At 67.5% G+C, this 25,044-nt stretch carries 26 protein-coding genes, 1 tRNA gene and 5 pseudogenes; 22 read left to right on the top strand and 10 right to left on the bottom strand.

The window, feature by feature from the left end; translation table 11 throughout:
- The first annotated feature begins 2 nt into the window (after positions 1-2).
- The 11 genes from ftsW (at position 3) to G6N66_RS15455 (ending at position 10,592) form a co-directional block, all read left to right on the top strand.
- Positions 3-1,547: a putative lipid II flippase FtsW gene (gene ftsW / locus G6N66_RS15505; RefSeq protein ID WP_085232963.1), complete on the top strand. Its 1,545-nt coding sequence runs from the start codon at positions 3-5 to the stop codon at positions 1,545-1,547.
- Entirely contained in the window at positions 1,544-2,725 is a 1,182-nt protein-coding gene (gene murG / locus G6N66_RS15500) for an undecaprenyldiphospho-muramoylpentapeptide beta-N-acetylglucosaminyltransferase (RefSeq protein WP_085232962.1), read from the top strand. Before ftsW ends, murG begins: the two co-directional genes overlap by 4 nt.
- A complete protein-coding gene (gene murC, locus G6N66_RS15495) occupies positions 2,722-4,200 on the top strand; it encodes a UDP-N-acetylmuramate--L-alanine ligase (RefSeq protein ID WP_085232961.1) in 1,479 nt (492 codons plus the stop codon). Before murG ends, murC begins: the two co-directional genes overlap by 4 nt.
- A 17-nt stretch (positions 4,201-4,217) precedes the next feature.
- Positions 4,218-5,144: a cell division protein FtsQ/DivIB gene (locus G6N66_RS15490; RefSeq protein WP_139825219.1), complete on the top strand. Its 927-nt coding sequence runs from the start codon at positions 4,218-4,220 to the stop codon at positions 5,142-5,144.
- Positions 5,145-5,356: 212 nt separating this feature from the next.
- Positions 5,357-6,511 carry a cell division protein FtsZ gene (gene ftsZ, locus G6N66_RS15485; RefSeq protein WP_085233045.1) on the top strand — a complete coding sequence of 385 codons (1,155 nt, stop codon included), beginning with the start codon at positions 5,357-5,359 and terminating at the stop codon, positions 6,509-6,511.
- 35 nt (positions 6,512-6,546) lie between these two features.
- Positions 6,547-7,254, top strand: coding sequence for a peptidoglycan editing factor PgeF (pgeF, locus tag G6N66_RS15480; protein WP_179968278.1), 708 nt, complete (start codon positions 6,547-6,549; stop codon positions 7,252-7,254).
- 6 nt (positions 7,255-7,260) lie between these two features.
- Positions 7,261-8,037 (top strand): YggS family pyridoxal phosphate-dependent enzyme, encoded by a 777-nt coding sequence (locus G6N66_RS15475; protein ID WP_085232958.1) that lies wholly within the window; start codon positions 7,261-7,263, stop codon positions 8,035-8,037.
- Between the two features lie 70 nt (positions 8,038-8,107).
- On the top strand, positions 8,108-8,770 hold the full coding sequence (locus G6N66_RS15470) for a cell division protein SepF (RefSeq protein ID WP_085232957.1): 663 nt from the start codon (positions 8,108-8,110) through the stop codon (positions 8,768-8,770).
- A gap of 68 nt (positions 8,771-8,838) precedes the next feature.
- Positions 8,839-9,132, top strand: a complete 294-nt coding sequence (locus G6N66_RS15465) for a YggT family protein (protein ID WP_085232956.1) — start codon at positions 8,839-8,841, stop codon at positions 9,130-9,132.
- A 227-nt stretch (positions 9,133-9,359) separates the two neighbouring features.
- Entirely contained in the window at positions 9,360-10,175 is an 816-nt protein-coding gene (gene wag31 / locus G6N66_RS15460; protein ID WP_085232955.1) for a DivIVA-like cell division protein Wag31, read from the top strand.
- A 72-nt stretch (positions 10,176-10,247) separates the two neighbouring features.
- Positions 10,248-10,592 (top strand): phage holin family protein, encoded by a 345-nt coding sequence (locus tag G6N66_RS15455; RefSeq protein ID WP_085232954.1) that lies wholly within the window; start codon positions 10,248-10,250, stop codon positions 10,590-10,592.
- A 2-nt stretch (positions 10,593-10,594) separates the two neighbouring features.
- Here G6N66_RS15455 and G6N66_RS15450 read toward each other — a convergent pair.
- The 6 genes and pseudogenes from G6N66_RS15450 to G6N66_RS29575 form a co-directional block, all read right to left on the bottom strand.
- Positions 10,595-11,263, bottom strand: a pseudogene (locus G6N66_RS15450) (phosphoribosyltransferase); the annotation flags it as partial.
- 201 nt (positions 11,264-11,464) lie between these two features.
- Positions 11,465-11,647, bottom strand: a pseudogene (locus tag G6N66_RS15445) (type II toxin-antitoxin system VapC family toxin); the annotation flags it as partial.
- A 158-nt stretch (positions 11,648-11,805) separates the two neighbouring features.
- On the bottom strand, positions 11,806-13,062 hold the full coding sequence (locus G6N66_RS15440; RefSeq protein ID WP_085232952.1) for an ATP-binding protein: 1,257 nt from the start codon (positions 13,060-13,062) through the stop codon (positions 11,806-11,808).
- 284 nt (positions 13,063-13,346) lie between these two features.
- Positions 13,347-13,435 (bottom strand) — tRNA-Leu (locus tag G6N66_RS15435).
- A gap of 132 nt (positions 13,436-13,567) precedes the next feature.
- Positions 13,568-13,753, bottom strand: a pseudogene (locus G6N66_RS29580) (IS3-like element IS987 family transposase); the annotation flags it as partial.
- Positions 13,754-13,784: 31 nt separating this feature from the next.
- A pseudogene (locus G6N66_RS29575) lies at positions 13,785-14,042 on the bottom strand (transposase); the annotation flags it as partial.
- Between G6N66_RS29575 and G6N66_RS15425 the strand changes: the two are divergent.
- From G6N66_RS15425 to G6N66_RS15410, 4 genes are all read left to right on the top strand, one after another.
- A complete protein-coding gene (locus G6N66_RS15425; protein WP_232079318.1) occupies positions 14,041-14,541 on the top strand; it encodes a hypothetical protein in 501 nt (166 codons plus the stop codon). The pseudogene G6N66_RS29575 and the gene G6N66_RS15425 sit on opposite strands and share 2 nt — an antisense overlap.
- A 62-nt stretch (positions 14,542-14,603) precedes the next feature.
- Complete coding sequence (locus G6N66_RS15420) at positions 14,604-15,950, top strand: M20/M25/M40 family metallo-hydrolase (RefSeq protein WP_085232950.1); 1,347 nt, start codon at positions 14,604-14,606, stop codon at positions 15,948-15,950.
- Between the two features lie 25 nt (positions 15,951-15,975).
- A complete protein-coding gene (locus G6N66_RS15415) occupies positions 15,976-16,506 on the top strand; it encodes a YbhB/YbcL family Raf kinase inhibitor-like protein (RefSeq protein WP_085232949.1) in 531 nt (176 codons plus the stop codon).
- Between the two features lie 64 nt (positions 16,507-16,570).
- Complete coding sequence (locus tag G6N66_RS15410; protein WP_085232948.1) at positions 16,571-17,320, top strand: hypothetical protein; 750 nt, start codon at positions 16,571-16,573, stop codon at positions 17,318-17,320.
- A gap of 2 nt (positions 17,321-17,322) precedes the next feature.
- Here the strand turns inward: G6N66_RS15410 and G6N66_RS15405 are convergent, their stop codons facing one another.
- The 3 genes and pseudogenes from G6N66_RS15405 to G6N66_RS15395 form a co-directional block, all read right to left on the bottom strand.
- A complete protein-coding gene (locus tag G6N66_RS15405; protein WP_139825217.1) occupies positions 17,323-18,414 on the bottom strand; it encodes a quinone-dependent dihydroorotate dehydrogenase in 1,092 nt (363 codons plus the stop codon).
- Entirely contained in the window at positions 18,414-18,668 is a 255-nt protein-coding gene (locus G6N66_RS15400; protein ID WP_085232947.1) for a DUF5703 family protein, read from the bottom strand. Before G6N66_RS15400 ends, G6N66_RS15405 begins: the two co-directional genes overlap by 1 nt.
- Positions 18,665-18,847: pseudogene (locus tag G6N66_RS15395) on the bottom strand (hypothetical protein); the annotation flags it as partial. The pseudogene G6N66_RS15395 and the gene G6N66_RS15400, both read right to left, overlap by 4 nt.
- A gap of 150 nt (positions 18,848-18,997) precedes the next feature.
- Between G6N66_RS15395 and G6N66_RS15390 the strand changes: the two are divergent.
- The 7 genes from G6N66_RS15390 (at position 18,998) to G6N66_RS15360 (ending at position 24,002) form a co-directional block, all read left to right on the top strand.
- A complete protein-coding gene (locus tag G6N66_RS15390; RefSeq protein ID WP_085232945.1) occupies positions 18,998-19,300 on the top strand; it encodes a hypothetical protein in 303 nt (100 codons plus the stop codon).
- A gap of 30 nt (positions 19,301-19,330) precedes the next feature.
- A complete protein-coding gene (locus tag G6N66_RS15385) occupies positions 19,331-20,065 on the top strand; it encodes a histidine phosphatase family protein (RefSeq protein ID WP_085232944.1) in 735 nt (244 codons plus the stop codon).
- Positions 20,066-20,129: 64 nt separating this feature from the next.
- A complete protein-coding gene (locus tag G6N66_RS15380; RefSeq protein ID WP_085233041.1) occupies positions 20,130-20,717 on the top strand; it encodes a DUF3090 domain-containing protein in 588 nt (195 codons plus the stop codon).
- Positions 20,701-21,534 carry an SCO1664 family protein gene (locus G6N66_RS15375; RefSeq protein WP_276013907.1) on the top strand — a complete coding sequence of 278 codons (834 nt, stop codon included), beginning with the start codon at positions 20,701-20,703 and terminating at the stop codon, positions 21,532-21,534. Before G6N66_RS15380 ends, G6N66_RS15375 begins: the two co-directional genes overlap by 17 nt.
- A 22-nt stretch (positions 21,535-21,556) precedes the next feature.
- A complete protein-coding gene (locus G6N66_RS15370; RefSeq protein WP_139825205.1) occupies positions 21,557-22,330 on the top strand; it encodes a 3'(2'),5'-bisphosphate nucleotidase CysQ in 774 nt (257 codons plus the stop codon).
- Positions 22,331-22,353: 23 nt separating this feature from the next.
- Positions 22,354-23,589 carry a cysteine--1-D-myo-inosityl 2-amino-2-deoxy-alpha-D-glucopyranoside ligase gene (gene mshC, locus G6N66_RS15365; RefSeq protein WP_085232943.1) on the top strand — a complete coding sequence of 412 codons (1,236 nt, stop codon included), beginning with the start codon at positions 22,354-22,356 and terminating at the stop codon, positions 23,587-23,589.
- A 50-nt stretch (positions 23,590-23,639) separates the two neighbouring features.
- Positions 23,640-24,002 carry a DUF732 domain-containing protein gene (locus G6N66_RS15360; RefSeq protein WP_085232942.1) on the top strand — a complete coding sequence of 121 codons (363 nt, stop codon included), beginning with the start codon at positions 23,640-23,642 and terminating at the stop codon, positions 24,000-24,002.
- Between the two features lie 21 nt (positions 24,003-24,023).
- Here the strand turns inward: G6N66_RS15360 and G6N66_RS15355 are convergent, their stop codons facing one another.
- A complete protein-coding gene (locus G6N66_RS15355; protein WP_372515929.1) occupies positions 24,024-24,911 on the bottom strand; it encodes a PAC2 family protein in 888 nt (295 codons plus the stop codon).
- Positions 24,912-25,044 lie beyond the last annotated feature (133 nt).

Genomic DNA, 25,044 nt, shown 5'->3' with positions numbered 1-25,044 from the left:
CGGTGGGTAACGCGCTGACCCGGCTGCTGCGCCGGGGCAAGGGACCTGATGAGGAAACCGGCGGGGCCCCGGAGCAGGACTCGGAGCAAGTCCCGGAACGGGCCACGTCCGTCCTAGTCGGCGTGCGCAGCCGGTTCGGTTCCTGGCTGGGCCGGCCCATGACGTCGTTTCACCTGCTGATCGCGGTCGCCGCGTTGCTGACGACGCTGGGTCTGATCATGGTGCTGTCGGCGTCGGGCGTGCGGTCCTACGGCGCCGACGGATCCGCGTGGGTGATCTTCGGCAAGCAGGTGTTGTGGACCGTCATCGGGCTCATCGGTTGCTACGCGTCCATGCGGATGTCGGTGCGGTTCATCCGGCGCATGGCGTTCACCAGCTACGCGATCACCATCATCTTGCTGGTGCTGGTTCTGATTCCCGGGATCGGCAACCTGGCCAACGGCTCCCGCAAGTGGTTCGTCGTCGCGGGCTTCTCGATGCAGCCGTCCGAGCTGGCCAAGATCGCGTTCGCCATCTGGGGCGCGCACCTGCTGGCCGCGCGCCGGATGGAACGGGCCTCGCTGCGCGAAATGCTGATTCCCCTGGTGCCGGCCGCGGTCGTCGCGCTGGCGCTGGTGGTGGCCCAGCCCGACCTCGGCCAGACGGTGTCGCTGGGCATCATCCTGCTCGGCCTGCTGTGGTACGCCGGGCTGCCGCTGCGGGTGTTCGTCAGCTCGCTGGCCGCGGTCTTCGTCGCCGGCGCGATTTTGGCCATGTCGGCGGGCTACCGCTCCGACCGGGTGCGGTCCTGGCTGGACCCGGAAAACGACCCGATGGACACCGGCTACCAGGCGCGACAGGCCAAGTTCGCGCTGGCGCACGGCGGCATCTTCGGCGACGGCCTCGGGCAGGGCGTCGCCAAATGGAACTACTTGCCCAACGCCCACAACGACTTCATCTTCGCGATCATCGGCGAGGAGCTCGGCCTGGTCGGGGCGCTGGGGCTGCTCGGGCTGTTCGGGCTGTTCGCCTACACCGGCATGCGCATCGCGCGCCGGTCGGCCGACCCGTTTCTGCGCTTGCTGACCGCCACCACGACGTTCTGGGTGCTGGGCCAGGCGTTCATCAACATCGGCTACGTGATCGGCATGCTGCCGGTCACCGGGCTGCAGCTGCCGCTCATTTCTGCCGGCGGAACATCCACGGCCACAACGCTTTTCATGATTGGCATCATGGCCAACGCGGCCCGGCACGAACCGGAGGCGGTGGCCGCGCTGCGGGCCGGCCGCGACGACAAGGTGAACCGGGTGCTGCGGCTGCCGCTGCCCGAGCCGTATGTGCCGACTCGGATCGAGGCGTTCAGGGACCGCAAGCAGACCCGCCCGAAGCCCGCCAAGCCGCCGGCGGGAAAAAAGCCCGCTCGGCCGGAAAAATCCCAGCGTGCGGCGGCACCGAGAGCGACCGATCGTCGGGCTCGCCCGGGCAGGCATCATGGATCTGGTCAGCGCCACGCCGGCCAGCGTCATAATGGGCGCGTTCGCGCATTGGAAGGTCAGCGTTACGGGTGAACGACACGATCAGGCAGCCGGCCGGCGGGCAGGGGGCGATGCCCTCGCCCGCCGGTGCCGCATCAACGGTCAAATCCACCCTGTCGGTCGTGTTGGCCGGCGGGGGGACCGCCGGGCATGTGGAGCCCGCGATGGCCGTCGCCGACGCGCTGTCCGCCCTGGACCCGCAGGTCCGGATCACCGCGCTGGGCACCGCGCGGGGGCTGGAGACCCGGCTGGTACCCGAGCGTGGCTACCACCTCGAGCTGATCACGCCGGTGCCGCTGCCGCGCAAACCCAACGGTGATTTGGCGCGGCTGCCACCGCGGGTGTGGCGCGCCGTGCGCGAGGCGCGGGCCGTGCTCGACGCCGTCGACGCCGACGTCGTCGTCGGTTTCGGCGGGTATGTGGCGTTGCCGGCCTATCTGGCCGCGCGGATGCGCCGCCGCGTCCCGGTGCTGATCCACGAGGCCAACGCGCGGGCCGGGATCGCCAACCGCGTCGGCGCGCGCACCGCGGACCGAATCCTGTCCGCGGTCCCGGATTCCGGGTTGCGACGCGCGCAGGTGGTCGGGGTGCCGGTCCGCGCGGCCATCACAACGCTCGACCGCGCCGCGCTGCGCGCCGAGGCGCGCAGGCACTTCGGCTTCGCCGAGGACGCCCGGGTGCTGCTGGTGTTCGGCGGCTCGCAGGGCGCGGTCTCGCTGAACCGCGCCGTCTCGGCGGCCGCCGCCGACCTGGCCGCCGCGGGGGTGGCGGTGCTGCACGCGCACGGGCCCAAGAACACCCTCGAGCTGCGCGCGCCCGACCCGGGCGACCCGCCGTATGTGGCAGTGCCCTACCTGGACCGGATGGACCTGGCGTACGCCGCCGCCGACCTGGCGATCTGCCGGTCCGGCGCGATGACGGTCGCCGAGGTGTCCGCCGTCGGTCTGCCGGCCATCTACGTGCCGCTGCCGATCGGCAACGGCGAACAGCGGCTCAACGCGCTGCCGGTGGTCAACGCCGGCGGCGGCATGATCGTCGCCGATTCCGACCTGACACCGGGGCTGGTGGCCCGCGAGGCCGGCGGGCTGCTCAACGACCCGGACCGGCTGGCCGCGATGACGACGGCCGCCGCGCAGGTCGGACATCCCGAGGCGGCGCGCGACGTGGCCCAGGCGGCGCTGGACCTCGCGGCTTCGCGGAGACGCCGGTGAACGCCGAGCAGTTGCCGCCCGAATTGCGCCGCGTGCACATGGTGGGCATCGGGGGAGCCGGGATGTCGGGCGTCGCCCGCATCCTGCTGGATCGCGGCGGGCTGGTGTCGGGGTCGGACGCCAAGGAGTCGCGCGGCCTGCACGCGCTGCGGGCCCGGGGCGCGGAGATCCGGATCGGCCATGACGCGTCGTCGCTGGATCTGCTGCCCGGTGGGCCGACCGCCGTCATCACCACCCATGCCGCCATCCCCAAGACCAATCCCGAACTCGTCGAGGCCCGGCGCCGCGGCATTCCCGTCATCCTGCGGCCGGCGGTGCTGGCCAAGCTGATGGCCGGGCGCACCACGCTGATGGTCACCGGCACGCACGGCAAGACGACCACGACGTCGATGTTGATCGTGGCGCTGCAGCATTGCGGGCGCGACCCGTCGTTCGCGGTCGGCGGCGAGTTGGGGGAGGCCGGCACGAACGCCCATCACGGCAGCGGTGACTGCTTTGTCGCCGAGGCCGACGAGAGCGACGGCTCGCTGCTGGAGTACACGCCCAACGTTGCGGTCGTCACCAACATCGAGTCCGATCACCTGGACTTCTACGGCAGCGCCGAAGCCTACGTCGGGGTGTTCGACTCCTTCGCCGAACGACTGGTGCCCGGCGGCGCGTTCGTGGTGTGCACCGACGATCCCGGCGCCGCGGCGCTGGCCCAGCGCACCGAGGAGCTGGGCATTCGGGTGCTGCGCTACGGGTCGGGGCCGGCCGATGACCTGGCCGCCGCGCTGCTGTCCTGGGAGCAGCACGGGACCGAGGCCGTCGCCGAGATCCAGCTGAACGGCGCATCGCGGCCGATGCGACTGTCCGTGCCCGGACGGCACATGGCACTCAATGCGCTGGGTGCATTGCTGGCCGCGGTGGAGGTCGGCGCCCCGGTCGATGACGTGCTCGACGGGCTCGCCGGCTTCGAGGGTGTGCGTCGCCGCTTCGAGCTGATCGGGACCTCGGGAGACGGCCCGGCCCCGACGTCGCTGGTGCGGGTGTTCGACGACTACGCGCACCACCCCACCGAGATCAGCGCCACGCTGGCGGCGGTGCGCATGGTGGTCGAGCAGGGCGGCGGGGGCCGTTCGCTGGTGGTATTTCAACCCCATTTGTATTCGCGCACTAAGGCTTTCGCCGCCGAGTTCGGTCGCGCGCTGAATGCCGCCGACGAGGTGTTCGTGCTCGATGTCTACGGCGCGCGCGAACAACCCCTCGCGGGGATCAGCGGAGCCAGCGTCGCCGAGCACGTCAGCCCGGCCAAGGTGCACTACATCCCGGATTTCTCGGCGGTCGCCGAGCAGGTGGCCGCCGCCGCCGGCCCGGGCGACGTCATCGTCACGATGGGCGCCGGCGACGTGACCATGCTGGGGCCGGAGATCGTCACCGCCCTGCGGGCGCGGGCCAATCGCAGCGCGCCCGGCCGGCCCGGGGGTGCGCGGTGAGCGAGCCCGACGACACCCTGGTTTCCAAGGTCGGCGAGGCCACCGAAACCGACCCGGAGAACGCCGTCACCGAGCCACTGCTCGCCCAACCGCAGGACGGGGAACCCGAAGCGCCCCCACCCGACGTCGAGGTCGAGGGTCCGCGCCGACGCGCCCGTCGGGAACGGGCCGAGCGCCGCGCGGCCCAGGCCCGCGCCAGGGCCATCGAGGAGGCACGCCGCGAGGCCAAGCGGCGGGCCAGGGGCCGCATCATGGATGAGCCCAAACCCGCGCGCGGCGTGGTTCGGGGCCTGAAGATGCTGCTGCTGACCGTGATACTGGCCGTCGCCGGGGTCGGGCTCGCGCTCATCCTCTATTTCACGCCGGCGATGTCGGCGCGCAACATCGTGGTCAGCGGGACCGGGGCGGTCACCCGCGAGGAGGTTCTGGACGCGGCGAAGGTGCGGCCGGGGACGCCGCTGCTGCAAATCAACACCAACCAGGTCGCCGACCGGGTGGCCGCGATCCGTCGGGTGGCCAGCGCGCGGGTGCAGCGCCAATACCCGTCGGCGCTGCGGATCACGATCGTCGAGCGAATCCCGATGGTGGTCAAGGACTTTCCCGACGGCCCGCACCTGTACGACCGCGACGGCGTCGACTTCGCGACCGCTCCGCCGCCGCCGGCCCTGCCCTACATCGACGTCGCCGATCCCGGGCCGACCGATCCGACCACCAAGGCGGCGCTGCAGGTGTTGCTCGCGCTGCGGCCCGAGGTGGCGGGCCAAGTGGCCCGGATCGCGGCCCCGTCGGTGTCGTCGATCACGCTGACGCTCGGCGACGGGCGGGTCGTGATCTGGGGGAGCACCGACCGCGCCGAGGAGAAGGCCGAAAAGCTGGCCGCGTTGCTGACCCAGCCCGGTCGGACCTACGACATCTCCAGCCCCGACCTGCCGACGGTGAAGTAAAACGTCTCAACTCGCCGCTCGGCATTGCGCACGCTCACCAAAAAACCCGTGGCGCGTCTCGGCGCGCCTGCACGGTTAGCACCCGTCGTACCCATACGGTTCTGGATACGCGGATCAACTTGACATAACTCTAACCCTATAGTTGAGGTTGAGGGTTTTGCAAGCGGACACGCTGAGTCCTAACCGGGTTCCACCAGGGAGTGAAACGAATGATGACCCCCCCGCACAACTACCTGGCCGTCATCAAGGTTGTGGGTATCGGTGGCGGCGGCGTCAATGCCGTCAACCGGATGATCGAGCAGGGCCTCAAAGGCGTGGAGTTCATCGCGATCAACACCGACGCGCAGGCGTTGTTGATGAGCGATGCCGACGTCAAGCTCGACGTCGGCCGCGACTCCACCCGGGGGCTGGGCGCCGGCGCCGACCCGGAGGTCGGGCGCAAGGCCGCCGAGGACGCCAAGGATGAGATCGAAGAACTGCTGCGCGGCGCCGACATGGTGTTCGTCACCGCCGGTGAGGGCGGCGGCACCGGCACCGGCGGGGCGCCCGTCGTCGCCAGCATCGCCCGCAAGCTGGGCGCGTTGACGGTCGGCGTGGTCACCCGGCCGTTCTCGTTCGAGGGCAAGCGGCGCGGCAACCAGGCCGAAAGCGGCATCTCGGCGCTGCGGGAGAGTTGCGACACCCTCATCGTGATCCCCAACGACCGGCTGCTGCAGATGGGCGACGCCGCGGTCTCGCTGATGGACGCGTTCCGCAGCGCCGACGAGGTGCTGCTCAACGGCGTGCAGGGCATCACCGACCTGATCACCACGCCGGGCCTGATCAACGTCGACTTCGCCGACGTCAAGGGCATCATGTCCGGGGCCGGCACCGCGCTGATGGGCATCGGCTCGGCCCGCGGCGAGGGGCGTTCGCTCAAGGCCGCCGAGATCGCCATCAACTCGCCGCTGCTGGAAGCGTCCATGGAGGGCGCCCAGGGTGTGCTGATGTCGATCGCCGGCGGCAGCGACCTGGGGTTGTTCGAGATCAACGAGGCGGCATCGTTGGTGCAGGATGCCGCCCATCAGGACGCCAACATCATCTTCGGCACGGTGATCGACGACTCGCTGGGCGACGAGGTGCGCGTCACCGTCATCGCGGCCGGCTTCGACGCCACCGGCCCCGGCCGCAAGCCCGTCATCGGCGCGGCCGGCGGCACGGAAAAGACCGGCGCACACGCCATTGCGTCGGCGAAGGCCGGCAAGCTCAGCTCCACGCTGTTCGAGCCCGTCGACGCCGTCAGCGTGCCGGTGCACACCAACGGGTCAACCCTGAACATCGGTGGCGACGACGACGACGTCGACGTGCCCCCGTTCATGCGCCGCTGAGCTCCGCATGGGGGCGGAATCCGGATACTGGACACGTGAGCGTTCGCATCCGGCGAGTGACAACCACACGGGCGGGGGGCATTTCGGCGCCGCCGTTCGACACCTTCAACCTCGGCGACCATGTGGGTGACGACCCGGCCGCGGTGGCCGCGAACCGCGCCCGGCTGGGTGCCGCGATCGGGCTCGGGGCCGAGCGGGTGGTCTGGATGAACCAGGTGCATGGCGACCGCGTCGAGGTGGTCAGCGAACCCGGTGGCGCCGCGCTCGATGACACCGACGCCTTGGTCACCAAGACGCCCCGACTCGCGCTGGCGGTGGTGACGGCCGATTGTGTGCCGGTACTGCTGGGCGACGCGCGCGCCGGCGTTGTCGGCGCCGTCCACGCCGGGCGCGTCGGGGCCCAGCGGGGCGTGGTGGTCCGCGCGGTCGAGGCGATGCTGAGCTTGGGCGCCCACGTCGAGGACCTGTCGGTGCTGCTCGGTCCGGCGGTCAGCGGCGCCAACTACGAAGTCCCCGCCGCGATGGCCGACGAGGTCGAGGCCGCGTTGCCGGGCAGCCGCACCACCACCTCGGCCGGGACGCCGGGACTTGACCTTCGGGCCGGAATCGCTTGTCAGCTACGCGGTTTGGGTGTCACGTCGATCGATGCCGATCCGCGCTGCACGGTGGCCGACCCGAGTTTGTTCAGCCATCGCCGGGGTGCGCCCACCGGTCGGTTGGCGTCGCTGGTCTGGATGGAATGACGCGCGATGGCGGTAGAGCCTGGTGTGCAAACCGACCGCGAATCGCAATTAACACATGCGTTGGCGGCGGTGCGATCACGGCTCGCGGCGGCCGCGGAAGCGGCGGGTCGCAATGTCGGCGAAATTGAACTATTACCGATTACCAAATTCTTTCCAGCAACCGACGTTGCGATTTTGTCGCGATTGGGTTGTCGGTGCGTTGGCGAATCGCGCGAGCAGGAAGCGGCGACGAAGGTAGCCGAACTCGCCCGATTGTCGGCCGCATACCCGCGGGCCGACTTGCGGGCGATGCACTGGCATATGGTCGGCCAGATTCAACGCAACAAGGCCCGGTCGCTGGCCCGCTGGGCGCATACCGCGCACTCGATCGACAGCTCGCGGTTGGTGGCCGCGCTCGATCGCGCGGTCGCGTCGGCCCTGGCCGACGGCAGCCGACAACACCCGCTGCGGGTCTATGTCCAGGTCAGTCTCGATGGCGACGTGTCGCGTGGTGGCGTCGATATCGGCACACCCGGCGCGGTGGAGCTGGTTTGCGCCGCGGTCGAGGAGGCGAGCGGTCTGGAACTCGTCGGACTGATGGGCGTCCCGCCCCTGGAATGGGACCCCGAGCAGGCCTTTGACCGGCTGCAATCCGAGCATGCCCGGCTGCTGGAAATGCATCCGAATGCGGTCGGATTGTCCGCCGGCATGTCGAATGACTTCGAAATTGCCGTCAAACATGGTTCGACGTGTGTGCGTGTCGGTACCGCGCTATTGGGCCCACGGCAGCTACGGTCACCGTAATTAGTCACTGTAGTCACACCTTCATCACAGACACCAATACTCCCAAGGGCTTAGAGAGGGATCACAGCAAATGAGCACACTCCACAAGGTGAAGGCCTACTTCGGTATGGCGCCGATGGATGACTACGAGGACGAGTACTACGACGACCGCGCTCCCTCCCGCGGTTTCCCGCGGCCGCGGTTCGACGACGGCTACGGCGGCCGCTATGACCGCGACTACGAGGACCCCCGGGACCCCCGCGGCGACCTGCGCGACCCCGACTACCCGCCGCCCAGCAGCTACCGCGGCGGCTATGGCGAGGAACCGCCGTACCGGTCCCGCGAGTTCGAGCGGCCTTCGGACATGAGGGACATGAGTCGGCCGCGCCTCGGCTCGTGGCTGCGCGGTTCCACTCGCGGCTCGTTGGCGATGGACCCGCGCCGGATGGCGATGATGTTCGAGGAAGGCCACCCGCTGTCGAAGATCACCACGCTTCGGCCCAAGGACTACAGCGAGGCCCGCACCATCGGCGAGCGCTTCCGCGACGGCACCCCGGTCATCATGGACCTGGTGTCGATGGACAACGCCGACGCCAAGCGGCTGGTCGACTTCGCTGCCGGCTTGGCCTTCGCGTTGCGTGGTTCGTTCGACAAGGTGGCGACCAAGGTGTTCCTGCTGTCGCCCGCCGACGTCGACGTGTCACCGGAAGAGCGTCGCCGGATCGCTGAAACCGGCTTCTACGCATACCAATAGCGGCTTCGGAGCCCGGGTCGGTACGCTGGCGAGCATTCTCGTCATCTCATCGTTAGGTCGGGCTCTCGTTGGTGCTGTTCTTCCAGATCCTTGGGTTTGCGCTGTTCATCTTCTGGCTGCTGCTCATCGCTCGGGTCGTCGTCGAGTTCATCCGTTCGTTCAGCCGTGACTGGCGTCCGACCGGCATCACCGTGGTGATCCTGGAGATCATCATGTCGATCACCGATCCACCGGTGAAGCTGTTGCGCAGGCTCATCCCGCAACTGACCATCGGCGCGGTCCGCTTCGACCTGTCCATCATGGTGCTGCTACTGGTGGCCTTCATCGGCATGCAATTGGCGTTCGGCGCCGCGCAGGCCTGAGGGGGACGACGGTTCGGCCACGGTTTGGCCTCGATTTGATGAGCGCGATTTTCAAGTTGTAAGGATTGGGATTTTATTGCCCTCAGAGTTTGAAATTGGCTCTTATTTATTGGCCTAATCGGCAACCGCCGGGTCTGGTGTGACAGGATGGACGCCAGTTGCGCGATGGCTACCACTGCGTTTTACACTCTGCAGATCGTTTGACAGGAACTTGAGGGGATCGAACAATGCCGCTTACCCCAGCCGACGTCCACAACGTGGCGTTCAGTAAGCCGCCCATCGGCAAGCGTGGTTATAACGAAGACGAGGTCGACGCCTTCCTCGACTTGGTGGAAAACGAGCTGACTCGGCTCATCGAAGAGAACGCTGATCTGCGCCAGCGCATCGAGGAGTTGGACCGGGAAGTGGCCGGCGGGGGCGGCGGCGCATCCGCTCAGCCCACCCAGGCGATTCCGACCTTCCAGCCCGAGCCCGAACCCGAGCCCGAGCCCGTGCGCCCGGCGCCCGTCGCGGCACCGGTGGCGGCGCCGGCGCAGGCGGGGACGAACGAGGAACAGGCCTTGAAGGCCGCTCGGGTGCTGGCCCTGGCGCAGGACACTGCCGACCGGCTCACCAGCACCGCCAAAGCCGACTCCGACAAGATGCTCGCCGACGCCCGCGCGAACGCCGACCAGATTGTCAGTGAGGCTCGACACACCGCGGAGACCACTATCGCCGAGGCGCGTCAACGCGCGGACACCATGCTCGCCGATGCGCAAAGCCGGTCCGAGAGCCAGCTGCGCCAAGCGCAGGAGAAGGCGGATGCGCTGCAGGCCGACGCCGAGCGCAAGCATTCCGAGATCATGGGAACCATCAATCAGCAGCGCACCGTCCTGGAGGGCCGCCTCGAGCAGCTGCGGACGTTCGAGCGCGAGTACCGCACCCGGCTCAAGACCTACCTGGAGTCCCAGCTCGAGGAGCTGGGCCAGCGCGGTTCGGCGGCGCCGGTGGATTCCAGTGCGGACGCCGGCGGGTTCGACCAATTCAATCGGGGTAATAACTAGCCCGAACGCTCGCGCGGCCTCGAGGTCGGTACATTCGATCGGGCGGTTCGCACAGTGGCTGGAGGATGACCGATGCTGATCATTGCGCTGGTATTGGCCCTGGTGGGGCTGGTGGCGCTGGTATTCGCGGTCGTCACGAGCAATGAACTGGTGGCCTGGGTCTGCATCGCGGCCAGCGTGTTGGGTGTGGTGCTGCTGATCATCGACGCAGTACAGGAACGCCGGCGAGGTGACGCGGGCGACCAGGTCGACCACGACGGCAGTGCTGATCAAGACAGCGACGATCAAGCCGCGGTGGACTACCCGGAGGAAGCCGCCGAGGACGAGCCGCCGGCCGAGCCCGCCACAGAAGCCCCGACCGAGGCGAACGAGGAATCGGCGGTGCCCGCCGAAGGTCGCGGCGACGATCACGCCTGAACCTAGGCGAGCAGCTCGCGCACCTCGTCGTCGCTGACCTGGTGGAAATCGGCGTAGACCTGCCCGACGGCGTCAAAATCGACTGGCGTGGTCGCACACACCACGTCGTCTGCTTCCCGGGCGAGTTCGCGGCAGGTTGACTGCGGCCCCACCGGCACCGCCACCACGATCTGTTGCGGACCCGCGGCGCGCACGGCGCGCACAGCCACCAGCATGCTGGCGCCGGTGGCGATGCCGTCGTCGACCAGGATCACGATCTTGCCGCGTGGGTCGGCGACCGGGCGGCCGCCCCGGTAGGCGCGCTCGCGCCGCGCCAGTTCGGCGGTTTCGCGCTCGATCGCCTCGCGCACCTGCTCGTCGCTGATGCGCAGGCTGGAAACCACGTTGTCATTCATGACGACCCCGCCGCCGCTGGCCACGGCACCCATCGCGAGTTCCGACCATCGCGGCACCCCGAGCTTTCGGACCAAAAAGACATCCAGCTCGGCGTGCAACGCCGAGGCAACCTCCCGGGCCACCGGGACACCGCCACGAGCCAGACCCAGAACCAGCAGATTGTCCTTGCCGCGGTAGGCCGCGAGTTCCTCGGCCAGCGCGCGGCCGGCGTCATGGCGGTCGCGGAACGTGCGCGCTGCTGTCCTCCGCAGAAAGCTTGGTCGGTTCATTGTCTTGCGTCCCAGGCTACTAGTCCCAGGTAACCCTGTGTCCGGCGATGGGATGAGCGGTACCCCAATGATGTGCGCCCCGTGTCGGTTAGAGGACGAAAAGCGTTGGAAATAACCGGGATTGACGGTCTTATGGCGGGTCGGGCGTCTCGCAGTGGCCGGGAAACGAGACGCGCAAGCGGCACGCTGGGTTCCCATCGGGACTGATCACCGCGGCGTGCTGGGGCCGTGCAAGCGCCGGTCCCAAACGGCGACGATTAGGCCGGGGTCGCCGAGTGCCACCGCGCTGGCCAGATGGGCGGCGTCGGCTCCGCCTAAGGCATGGGCTCGGGCGAGGTGGCCGGCGTGGCGTTCACCCGTCGCGATGAGTTCGACTGGGTGGGTGGCGGCTCGGCGGCAAATGCAGAAAACCCGCTCGTATCCAGCGCAGAGCGGGTTTTCATATTTTTAGCTAACGAATTGTGTCCGAGGGGGGACTTGGCCATCTGCGACACGGGTTGGGATCTTTGAGTTGGGTCGTTGATCCCGCCGATTGCGGTTCGTGTGCTTCATGGGCGTAGGGCGGCGACGGGTATCACCTGGATTCCGTCCTTGCGGGTGTAGCCGTAGGTTGCCGTGGTGATGACGCCCAGAACGGCGGGTTCACCGGCTTTCTCCGTGTCTATGGTCGAGGCGAACCGCAGCAGGGCCCCAGCCGCGTCGTCGATGCGGCCGGGGCCGAGTTTCACTTCGAAGGCTCCCCACGTGCCATCGGGAATCTGAAGGACGACATCAACCTCTACGCCGTTGCTGTCCCGGTAGTGCGCAACGGCTCCGCGCAGGGGTGACGACAGTACCCGCAGATCCCGCACTACGAGGGACTCGAACAGGAATCCACCGAAACCGAGATCGTCCAGCAGCCGTTTCGGGGTGCTGGCAAGTGCTGCGACGGCAAGTGAAGGATCGACGAAGTGGCGTTTGGGTTCTTGTCGCAGCGTTGCCCTGGATCGCAGGTGCGTTGACCAGGCTGGCACGTCGTCGATGAGCATGAGCCGTTCAAGCGCGCCCAGATAATCGTAGATAGTGGTTCGAGCGAGTGCTGTTTCGTTGTCGCCCAACGTTTCTCGCGCTAGCGCAGAGATCTTCACCTCGGTTGCGGTGTTCCGCGCCAGTGACGTCAGTAGTCGTCGCAGGCGTTCGGGGTCGCGTCGCGGCCCAGAGATCGATGGGATATCGATTTCGCGTGCGTGATCCAGGTAGTCGACGTTGCGCTGCAGCGCACTATCGACGGTGCTTCCCAAGTTGGAGGGCCAGCCGCCGACCGCGATGCGATCGACGATATCTCGTATACCCAGTCCGGGGTCTGGGCAGGATGTGTGTTCTCCGGCAAGGAGGCCGGCCAGAGAGATTTCGCCGGTGGAATCGCCGACTTCGTACAGTGACATCGGGCGCATCGAGATCCTGGCGAACCGCCCGGCCCCACTATGTCGCGTCACGTCGTCTGCCGGAGTCGATGAGCCGGTGAGGATGAACTGTCCGGCTGACTGCCGGTTATCGATAGCGCGCCGCACGTGATTCCACAGCGGGGTCCCGCCGATCTGCCATTCGTCGACAAGCCGAGGCGGTGCTCCATCGAGGATCAGGGCCGGGTCGGCGTCGAGCGCGTGGCGGGCACTGGAGTCGACATCGAGCAGGACTTCGCTGGCCGCGAATTGGCGCGCGGTCCAGGTTTTCCCGCAGGCCTTCGGGCCTTCCAATACAACAGCGCCGGCGGAAGTCAAACGGTCGCTGAGAAGCTGGTCAGCGACTCGCGGTCGATACTCCACACCTAAAGACTACAGTTTGTGTCCTTGTATAACTACAGTTTGTGGAAGTTAGCCACTACACTTTGTTGATTGAAGTTGCGGGCCGCGCTGTCTGGCCGCCGGACAGGCATGAGGTTGGTCTCGACAAGGGGTATTTGCACTCGGGCCCTCGGCGTGCCCTGCGGTTGTTGGGGACGAAGGTGCCTGAGTCTTTGAAGCGTGACCATCAAATTCAATCGTCGTCCGATGAACACAGCACCCCGCCAAGATCCGAAGAGCCAACAAACTGGTGTCCGTGGGGAAACTGGTGTCCGAGGGGGGACTTGAACCCCCACGCCCATTAGTAGGGCACTAGCACCTCAAGCTAGCGCGTCTGCCATTCCGCCACTCGGACAACGCCAACCGCATCGGTTGGCAGCTAAGGCTATCGGATTGGCCGCCAGCGACCCAACCGGCCCCACACGGCTCGTCCTGTCAGAACGGTTGAATCGCCCCGGCGAGTCCGGAGACTTTCTGATATGAGATTTCAGCCGGCGGCTGGTCTCTGACGTTGAGCGTAATAGGCGGCCTCAAGTTCGGTTGGCGGAACGTCGCCGCAGTACTCATACAGGCGGCGGTGGTTGAACCAGTCGATCCAGCGTGCGGTGGCCAGCTCGACGTCCTCGATGGAGCGCCAGGGCTTGCCGGGTTTGATCGCTTCGGTCTTGTATAGGCGACTCCTCGGTCGTTGTTCCGGGCCGCGTCCGCAATTCGGCGTTCTCTCGCCGGAGGCGCTTTAACTCGACTGACTCCTCGGTCGTTGTTCCGGGCCGCGCGCCGGCATCAACCTGGGACTGCCGAAACCACTTACGTACAGTCTCGGCCGACCCAACCCCGAGCAGCCGCGCAACCTCGCTAATCGCAGCCCACTCCGAATCGTGCTGGTGGCTGATCTCGTCGACCATGCGCACCGCCCGCTCACGCAGCTCCTGCGGATACCTCCTCGATGAACCACCTGACATGACTCCAACCTTCCCAAGAAGTGGAGTCTCCGGACATTCCGGGGCGGTTCAGCCAGCCAACAAGAACGACGGCTGCCACGTCGAGCAGAAGAACTGGGCAGTGGTACGCACAGTGGTCGGCTACTACCGTTACGACACCGCGTCAGAACTGTTGCTACTCAACGAAATCTGGCGACTGCAGTCGAACCTGACCAACTACTTCTCCCCCCAGCAGAAACTGATATCCAAAGTCCGCACAGGGGCCAAAGTGTCCAGGAAACATGACAAGGCCACCACCGCATTTCACCGCACGATCGACCACCCGGGCATAACCGTGGACCGCATCGTGGCGCTCAAGCGGAGCTACTCACTGATCAATCTCCCACCGCGCCAGATCGCGGCGTTGAGCACTGAGCTCTTCACTCTGATCACCAGCAAAGCCGCAGACGGTGCCCCCGCCCCAGTCAACAAGCGCGCACGCTCACGTGAGGCAACGAATCACCCTTCGCGCGCATCTTGACATGAGGCAACTCGACGACAAGCGCGCGCCCGAGCCCTTCGTGCCCAGCAGTGGTAGGAAGGGTGACTGTGGCTACCGGGACAAACGATGCGACCGGCGATGACGTGGTTGAGGTCGTCAGCAGGCTGATCCGATTCGACACCACCAACACCGGCGACCCCGAGACCACCAACTGCGAGGCCGAGTGCGCGCGCTGGGTCGCCGAGCAACTGGCGGAGGTCGGCTACCAGCCCGAATACCTCGAATCCGGTGCGCCCGGGCGGGGCAATGTGTTCGTCCGCCTAGAAGGAGCCGACAACTCGCGCGGCGCCCTGCTCATCCACGGACACCTCGACGTCGTGCCCGCCGAACCGGCCGACTGGAGCGTGCACCCGTTTTCCGGGGCGATCGAAGACGGCTATGTCTGGGGCCGCGGCGCGGTCGACATGAAGGACATGGTGGGCATGATGATCGTGGTCGCCCGGCAGTTAAAGCGCGCGGGCATCGTGCCACCGCGCGATCTGGTGTTCGCCTTCCTCGCCGACGAGGAGCACGGCGGCAAGTACGGGTCGCACTGGCTGGTCGACAATCGGCCCGACCTGTTCGACGGCGTCACCGAGGCGGTCGGGGAAGTCGGCGGGTTCTCGCTCACCGTGCCCCGCCCGGACGGCGGTGAGCGCCGCCTCTACCTGATCGAGACGGCCGAAAAGGCCATCAGATGGATGCGGCTCACGGCCCGGGGTCAGGCCGGCCACGGCTCGATGGTCAACGACCAAAACCCCGTCACCACGCTGGCCGAGGCGGTCGCCCGGCTCGGTCGCCACCAATTCCCGCTCGTGCTCACCGACACCGTCGTCGAATTCCTGGTTGCCCTGAGCGAGGAGACCGGGCTGCCGTTCGACCCGGAGGCGCCCGACCTCGCGGGCATGATGGACAAACTCGGCCCGATGGCCCGGATGCTGAAGGCGATACTGCACGACACCGCGAATCCCACCATGCTCAAGGCCGGATACAAGGCCAACGTGATCCCGGCGACCGCGGAAGCGGTGGTGGACTGCCGTGTGCTGCCCGGCCGGAAGGAGGCGTTCGAGGCCGAGGTCGACGAGTTGATCGGCCCCGACGTGACCCGGGAGTGGATCAGGGATCTGGCGTCATATGAAACCAGCTTCGACGGCGATCTGGTCGATGCGATGAACGCCGCCGTGCTGGCGCTCGATCCCGACGCCCGGACAGTGCCGTATATGCTCTCGGGCGGAACGGACGCGAAAGCCTTCTCGCGCATAGGGATTCGTTGCTTCGGCTTCAGCCCGCTGCGGCTTCCGCCCGACCTGGATTTCGCTTCGCTGTTCCACGGCGTCGACGAGCGGGTACCCACCGACGCGCTGAAGTTCGGCACCGAGGTGCTGGCACACTTTCTCACGCACTGCTAGTGACACGACCAAAGGAGACCGACCCATGGATTCGCGCCCAGACCCGTATGACGCGCTGCCCAAGCTGCCGACGTTCAGCCTGACCTCGGACTCGATCACCGACGGCCAGCCGCTGGCCACACCGCAGGTCAGCGGAATCATGGGCGCCGGGGGGCAGGATGTCAGCCCGCAGCTGAGCTGGTCGGGCTTCCCCGACGAAACCCGCAGCTTCGCGGTCACGGTCTATGATCCCGACGCCCCGACATTGTCCGGATTCTGGCACTGGGCCGTGGCCAACCTACCGGTCGACGTCACCGAGCTGCCCGCCGGCGCCGGCGACGGCAGCAACCTGCCGGGCGGCGCGCTGACGTTGGTCAACGACGCCGGAATGCGCCGCTACATCGGCGCCGCACCGCCACCCGGCCACGGCGCGCATCGGTACTACGTCGCCGTGCACGCGGTCAAGGTCGACAAACTCGACCTCAGCGAGGACGCCAGCCCGGCGTTTCTTGGATTCAATCTGTTCCAGAATGCGATCGCGCGAGCGGTCATCCACGCCACCTACGAGCAGACGTAGATCGACCACCAAACACCGATAACAAGATCCGGCGACGCCGCGCGATGGGTGCTAGCTTGCGTCAATGGATCTGTGGGGCCCACTGCTGGGCGTGATCGTGTTTGCCAGCTCGGTCGCCGTACCCGTGGTGGCCATCTGGATTTTCCGGAAGTCCAAAAACCCGAGCATCCGCGGTCCGGCGCTGACCGGGACGGCGCAGGTGCTGTCGGTGCAAACGACGGGCATGACTGTCAACGACAGCTACGTGCTGCAAATCGCCCTGCGGGTGCAAGTACCGGACCGCCCGCCGTACGACGCGACGGTATCGCGGCGGATTCATCCCATCCAGATGGCCGCCATCCAACCCGGGCGCATTATCCCCGTGCGGGTCGACGCGACCGATCCGAACGTCATTGAGTTCGACTTCAATCGGTCGGCCCAGTCGCCCCAGACGCTCGCTTCCAGGGCGATGACGGCTGCCCAGCTCGCCGACGCGGTCAAGCGCGCTCCGGGGGCGGGCTCGGTCGGCTCGGCGGCTGATCTGCTCGCGTCGGGGCAGCGCGTCCGAGCGGTGCTAAAGTCGTTCGCTCCCACCGGAACTACACCCCGCAGTCTCGGCAGAACCCCGAGCAGACCGGAATTGCTCGACGCCCCGCACTACATTGTCGAGGTCGAACTGCACTTTCCGAATTTGGCTCCGCTCACGGGTCGTAACCAGCAGACGGTACCCGTCGAGCAGGTGCCCACGCTGTCAATCGGCCGCGAACTGGTCTGCGCCGTGGACCCGGGCGATCCGACCAACCGATTCGTCATCGACTGGGACAGCACCCCGTAGGTTCAGCCCGGCGGTCTTTCGCGTTTGGCGACCGCCGAGCCGACCGCGTCATGCAGCGAGGCGAACCCGCCGTCGTGCAATCGCCGCGCGATGCCGTCGTGAATATGCTTGGGCCACAACAGGCCACCGTAGATGAAGCCGGTGTATCCCTGCAGCAACGATGCGCCGGCGGTGATGCGTTCCCACGCGTCGTCGGCGGTCTCGATGCCGCCAACACTGATCAACGCCAATCGATCTCCGACGCGGCCGTAAAGACGACGCAGCACCTCGGTTGCGCGGCGGGCCACCGGCGGTCCCGAAATGCCGCCGGCGCCAAGCTCTTTGACCCCAGGGGTGGCCAGGCCGTCGCGCGATACCGTGGTGTTGGTCGCCACGATGCCGGCCAGCCCCAGTTCGACGGCCAGGTCGGCGATGTCGTCGAGGTCGGAGTCGGAGATGTCCGGCGCGATCTTCACCAGCACGGGCACCCTACATTTCACCGTCTCGGCCTGGACGGCCGTCAGGATGGGCCGCAGCGACTCGACCGCCTGCAGGTCGCGCAGCCCCGGTGTGTTGGGCGAGCTGACATTGACCACCAGATACGACGCCAGCGGGCCGACCAGCCGGGCGCTGTCGCGGTAGTCGTCGACGGCTTCGGCGGCCGGGGTGGTCTTGGTTTTGCCGATGTTCACGCCTATCGGCACGTCGGGTTGGCGGCGGGCGAGCCGGGCCGCTAATGCACCGGCGCCGAGGTTGTTGAATCCCATCCGGTTCAGCAGGGCGCGGTCCTCGGCTAGCCGGAACAGCCGCGGGGTCGGGTTGCCGGGTTGCGGGCGCGCGGTCACGGTGCCGACCTCGGCGTAGCCGAAACCCAACGCCCCCCAGGTGTGCAGGCCGATGCCGTCCTTGTCGAATCCGGCCGCCAGGCCGAGCGGCGCCGGGAAGCGCACGCCGAACACCGTGCTGGCCAGGATCGGGTCGGCGGGTTCGAGCAGCCGGCGCAGCAATCGATGTGCCGGGGTGACCGCGGTGACACCGCGCAACACGGCGAACACCAGCGTGTGGATGCGCTCGGCCGGAACCAGGAACAGCAGCCGGCGCACCAGGCCGTATATCACAGTTCCGGCTGTTCCGGCCGTCGGCTCTCGACGCGAGACTTCTTGCGGCGCAACAACACCCGCCTGCTGCCGTCGGTATAGAGCCGAACCCGGGTCAGCTCCCAGCCCCGGTATTCGGCCTCGATGGACAGCCGGGTGGACGCGCTGAGGCGGGTCACCTCCGGCGGCAGCCGCAGCGGCGCCCACTCGTATTCGTCGGACATCTCCGTGTCCCACTCCGCGGGTAGCCGGCTTCGTCGCGCCGCCGTCAACGTGGGCCCGCCGCGCGTCCGATGGCCTGAAGCCCCGCATCCGACCCCGACACCACACACAGGGTGTCCGACGCTTCGTCAAAGGCCAGCGTGTTGGGTTGCTGCACTGTTCGGTAACGCACCTTCTCGACGGGGATTCCGGTGGACAGATCGTAACCAATGACAACGTTAGGCGCGGTCGGGATCTCCGGGCCACATCGCGCGGCTGGCCGCGCCGGTCGGCGGCCACCTAGGCCATCACCTTTCGAGATCAAATTGTAAGGAACGTTGCCGGGCTCAATTCCGTCATGTTGCACACGCTAAGCACTTCTTAAGAGTATGTTGGCGGCATGACCGTCACCGTTGACCGGCATGTCGCAGACACAGGGTTTGCTGTGGAAGACATGATCGCGGGAATTTTCGCGAGCGGGTACGGACAAGTCGGTGATGGGCGGCTTTTTTCGTTCCACATCGAACACCGTTCACTGGTTGTGGAAATTTACCGACCGCGCCTGTCCGGGCCTGTTCCGCAGCCGGACGAGGTGGTCGCCAAGGCCGTTCGCAGCCTGGTCGACATCGACCTCACCGACGAACGCAGCCTGGCCGCGGCGGTGCGGGACTCGGTCGCGCGCGCGGTACCGGTAGCGCGCTGATCTTTCGAGTACGGTCGTCGTGAGCGAGTCGTGACCGTCATTCTCTTGCGGCATGGCCGGTCCACGTCGAATACCGCGGGGGTGCTGGCGGGTCGTTCGGAGGGCGTCGACCTCGACGACAAGGGCCGCGAACAAGCCGCCGCGCTGATCGACCGGATCGGTGAGCTGCCGATCAGGGCGGTGGTCAGTTCGCCGATGCTGCGCTGTCGACGCACCGTTGAGCCGCTCGCCGAAGCACTGTGCCTGGAACCTCTGATCGACGACCGCCTCTCGGAGGTGGACTACGGCGACTGGACCGGCCGCAAGATCGGTGACTTGGCGAAGGAGCCGTTGTGGGCGGTGGTCCAGGCCCACCCCAGCGCGGCGGTGTTTCCCGGCGGCGAAGGCCTGGCGCAGGTGCAGGCGCGCGCGGTGAGCGCGGTGCGCGACCATGATCGTCGGCTGGCGGAAGAACACGGCGGGCCGGACAAGAAGGACGTGCTGTGGCTGGCCTGCACTCATGGTGATGTCATCAAGTCGGTGATCGCCGACGCCTACGGCATCCACCTGGACGGCTTCCAGCGCGTCACCGCCGATCCCGCCTCGGTGAGTGTGGTTCGCTACACGCCGCTGCGGCCGTTCGTGTTGCACGTCAACCACACTGGGGCTCGGCTGTCGGCCGCCCTGCGCGCGGCGCCGCCGCCCACGACCGAAGCCAACACAGGGGCGAACGGAGACCGGCCGGCACAGTCGAGCGACGCCGTCGTCGGCGGTTCCACCGAGTAATTCGCTTGGGGCACCGCAACCGGATCGCACTGCACCCGAATCTCCCGGTATTTTGGAAGATGCCATGCCCCGCGCAATCCACGTTTTCCGCACACCCGACCGCTTCGTGGCCGGGACTATCGGCCAGCCCGGAAATCGCACCTTCTACATACAGGCGGTGCACGACGCCAGGGTGGTGTCGGTGGTACTGGAAAAGCAGCAGGTCGCAGTCCTTGCCGAACGCATCGGCGCGTTGCTGCTCGAGGTGAACCGCAGGTTCGGCACCCCGGTGCCTCCCGAGCCCGCCGAAATCGACGACCTCAGCCCGCTCGTCATGCCCGTTGATGCCGAGTTTCGGGTCGGGACCATGGGCCTGGGCTGGGATTCGGAGGCCCAGACCGTGGTGGTCGAATTGCTAGCCGTCACCGACGCCGAATTCGATGCGTCGGTGGTGCTCGACGACACCGAGGAAGGCCCCGACGCGGTCCGGGTCTTCCTGACGCCGGAGTCGGCGCGGCAATTCGCCACCCGCTCCAACCGCGTCATCTCGGCCGGGCGTCCGCCGTGCCCGCTGTGTGACGAACCGTTGGACCCGGACGGCCACATCTGCGCGCGCACCAACGGCTACCGGCGCGGTGCGCTGCTCGGGTCTGACGATGACCCCGGGGAATGAACAGCATGACGCGCGTGAGGTGTTGCGGGACGGCGAGCTGACGGTCCTGGGACGCATCCGCTCGGCCAGCAACGCCACCTTTCTGTGCGAAGCGACGCTCGACGAACGCACCACGCACTGCGTGTACAAGCCGGTCGCCGGCGAGCAGCCGCTGTGGGATTTTCCCGACGGGAGGCTGGCCGGCCGCGAACTCGCCGCGTACCTGATATCGACGCACCTGGGCTGGAATATCGTGCCCTACACCATCATTCGGCACGGGCCGGCGGGGCCCGGCATGCTGCAGCTGTGGGTGGACCAACCCGGCGATTCGGCCGACACGGAAGATTTCCAGCCCAGGCCCGGCCCCGACCTGGTTGACCTGTTCCCCGCCAACAACCATGAGCCGGGTTATTTGCCCGTGCTGCGTGCCTACGACTACGCCGGCGACGAGGTCATCCTGATGCACGCCGACGACATTCGGTTGTGGCGCATGGCGGTCTTCGACGTGCTGATCAACAACGCCGACCGCAAGGGTGGCCACGTCCTGCGCGACCTCGACGGCCACATCTACGGGGTCGACCATGGCGTGTGCCTGCACGTCGAGAACAAACTGCGCACGGTGTTGTGGGGCTGGGCGGGTAAGCGGGTCGACGACAAGACCCTGACGGCGGTCGCCGGGCTGGCCGACGCGCTGAGCGGGCCGCTCGCCGATGAGCTGTCCGAACAGATCACCGGCGCGGAAATCGCGGCGCTGCGCAAGCGCGCATGCCGCCTGCTCGACGACCCGGTGATGCCCCGACCGAACCGGCATCGCGCCATACCGTGGCCGGCTTTCTAAGTCGGCTTTCTAAGCTAACCCGGTGAGCCTGACCGACGCCGCCCTGGCCGCCGACCTTGCCGCCGACGCGGGCGAGTTGCTGCTGCGGGTGCGCGACGAGGTCGGTTTCCGGCACCCGTGGCTGCTCGGCGACGCCGGTGACTTTCACGCCAACGAGCTGTTGCTGCGCCGGCTGCGCGCCGAGCGGCCCGGCGATGCGGTGCTCAGCGAGGAAGCTCACGACGATCTGATCCGGCTGGAAGCCGATCGCGTGTGGATCATCGATCCGTTGGACGGCACCCGCGAATTCTCCACGCCGGGCCGCGACGACTGGGCCGTGCACGTTGCGCTATGGCAACGGCCCAGCAACGGGAGCCGCGAAATCACCGACGCCGCAGTGGCATTGCCCGCGCGGGGCAACATCGTCTACCGCAGCGACACCGTGACCCCGCCGACCGCGATTCGAGGCGTGCCGCACCCGTTGCGCATCGCCGTCAGCGCGACCCGGCCGCCCTGGGTCCTGCACCAGATCCGACAGACGCTGCCGATCCAACCGGTGGCGATCGGCTCGGCGGGCGCCAAGGCGATGGCCATCATCGACGGCGAGGTCGACGCCTACCTGCACGCCGGCGGCCAATGGGAATGGGATTCGGCCGCCCCCGCCGGGGTGATCATGGCCGCCGGCATGCACGCGTCGCGGCTGGACGGCTCGCCGATGCGCTACAACCAGCTCGACCCCTACCTACCCGATTTCGTGATGTGTCGCGCCGAGGTGGCGCCGGTCCTGCTCGACGCCATCCGCGACGCGTGGCGCTAATCAGGCGCGTTTAGAGTCGAAGCATGCTGTCGTGGTCTGCCGCACCCGTTCCGGTGTTGCCGGGACGTGGGCCGGAACTGCGGCTGTATGACACCTCGGATCGGCAGGTGCGGCCGGTGGCGCCCGGAACCAAAGCCAGCATGTATGTCTGCGGGATCACGCCGTATGACGCCACCCACCTCGGGCATGCCGCGACCTACCTCACGTTCGACCTGATTCAGCGGTTGTGGCTGGACCTCGGGCACGACGTGCACTACGTGCAGAACGTCACCGACGTCGACGATCCGTTGTTCGAGCGCGCGCAGCGCGACGGCATCGACTGGCGCGACCTCGCCGACCGCGAGGTCGCCCTCTTCCGCGCGGACATGGCCGCTCTGCGCGTGCTGCCCCCGCGCGACTACGTCGGGGCGACCGAGGCGATCGCCGAAGTCGTGGAACTGGTGGAAAAGCTGCTGGCCTCGAGGGCGGCGTACGTCGTCGATGACGAGTATCCGGACATCTATTACCGGGCGGACGCCACACCGCAGTTCGGCTACGAGTCGGGCTACGACCGCGACACCATGTTGCGGCTGTTCGAGGAGCGAGGCGGCGACCCGCACCGGCCGGGCAAGACCGACCAGCTCGACGCCCTGCTGTGGCGGGCCGCGCGCGACGGGGAGCCCAGTTGGCCGGCGCCGTTCGGTGCGGGCCGGCCGGGCTGGCACATCGAATGCGCGGCGATCGCGCTGAGCCGCATCGGCACCGGCCTGGACATTCAGGGCGGCGGCGGCGACCTGATCTTTCCGCATCACGAGTTCACCGCGGCGCACGCCGAATGTGTCAGGGGCGAGCGGAGATTCGCCCGGCACTACGTGCACGCCGGGATGATCGGCTACGACGGGCACAAAATGTCCAAGAGCCTCGGCAACCTGGTGTTGGTGTCGACGCTGCGCGCCGAAGGCGTTGAGCCGTCTGCGATCCGGCTGGGTTTGCTGGCGGGGCACTACCGGGCGGACCGCTTCTGGAGCCCGCAGGTGCTCGACGAGGCGGTCGCCCGACTGCACCGCTGGCGTGCCGCGATCGCGCTGCCCGCCGGTCCGGATGCCGCCGACGTCGTCGCGCGCGTGCGGGGATACCTGGCCGATGACCTCGATACGCCCAAAGTCATTGCCGCACTTGATGGCTGGGTCGCCGATGCGCTGGAGTACGGCGGCCACAATCCGGAGGCGCCACGGCTGGTGGCAACCGCGGTGGACGCGTTGCTCGGCGTGGAACTATGACATCGAGGACATCGAGGCGATAGCTCATCGTCGGCGCTACCCTTGAGTTGATGTCACGCGGTTTCGGCGAGTGGTGCGCGGTGGGCGCGGTCTTCCTGTCCGCCGCTCTGGTATCCGCGGCGCCGGCGGCCGCAGATCCAACCGATGACGCGTTCGTCGCGGCCCTTGCCAAGGGCGGGATCAGCATGTCGGACCCCGACACCGCGATCGGCATGGCCCACTCGGTGTGCTCAGGTCTCGATGCGAACCAGTCGTCGTCCGTTTTGGCGATGAAAATAATGAAGGAAACCGATTTCACGCCGAAGCAATCCGGCTTTTTCATCGGCCTTTCGATCGCTGCCTACTGCCCGCAATTCAAGGACAAGACCGACCCGTCGGTCACGTGGATGCTGCCGTTCCCGCCGCTCATGTGACGCGGCCAGCCCGGCAGAGTCTTAGCGCCCAAATCCTGGCCGGCGGCGGCGCAGATAACGCTCGAACTCCGCGGCCAGCGCGTCGCCGTCGATCTTGCCCAGCGCCTCGTTCATGTCGACCTCGGCGTCACCGCGCTGCTCCAGCGACTGGACATACTCGGCCAGGTCGTCGTCCTCGGAGGTCATCTCGGTGATCGCCTGCTCCCACTCCTCGGCCTGAGCCGGCAGGTCGGCCAGCGGGACCTCGATGTCGAGCACGTCTTCGACGCGACGCAGCAGCGCCACCGTCGCCTTCGGGTTGGGCGGCTGCGACACGTAGTGCGGCACCGCCGCCCAGAACGTCACCGCCGGGATCCCGGCCGCCACGCAGGCATCCTGAAAGACGCCGGCGATTCCCGTCGGGCCTTCGTAGCGGGTTTCCTCTAGCCCGAACCGGCGCGCCGATTCGGGGGAGTAGGCGGCACCCGAGACCGGCACCGGCCGGGTGTGCGGGGTGTCGGCGAGCAGCGCACCCAGGATCACCACGGTGTCGACGTTGAGCTTGTCGGCGATGGCCAGCAACTCGGCGCAAAACGTGCGCCAGCGCATGTTTGGCTCCACGCCATGCATCAGCACGACGTCGCGGTCACTGCCGGGGGGCCGGCAGTGCGAAATGCGCATCGCCGGCCACACCAGTTCCCGGGTCACCCCGTCGACCTGGCGGATCACCGGGCGATTCACCTGGTAGTCGTAGTAGGCCTCGTCGTCGATCTCGATGATCGGATCGGCCTCCCAGATGGCGTCCAGGTGCTCGAGCGCGTCGCTGGCGGCGTCGCCGGCGTCGTTCCAACCCTCGAACGCGGCAACGACGATGGTGTTCTGCAATTCGGGCAGCAAGTTGCCGGCCGGTCCACCATCCTGCACAGTCACAGACTCAGGGTACGGCCTTCCCTACCGGCGGTGAGGCCAAGCTCACCAAGCGGTTTGCATAGGACGACTATCCTTTTGGAGTGACTGTCGGAAACGAAGACGTGCAAGCCAACAACCGGCGCCGACGCGGTCG

Origin of the sequence: Mycobacterium conspicuum, assembly GCF_010730195.1 — a bacterium.
Classification (GTDB): Bacteria; Actinomycetota; Actinomycetes; order Mycobacteriales; family Mycobacteriaceae; genus Mycobacterium; species Mycobacterium conspicuum.
The sequence above is the reverse complement of the archived record's forward strand: the minus strand, read 5'-3'. Positions and strand labels throughout refer to the sequence as shown.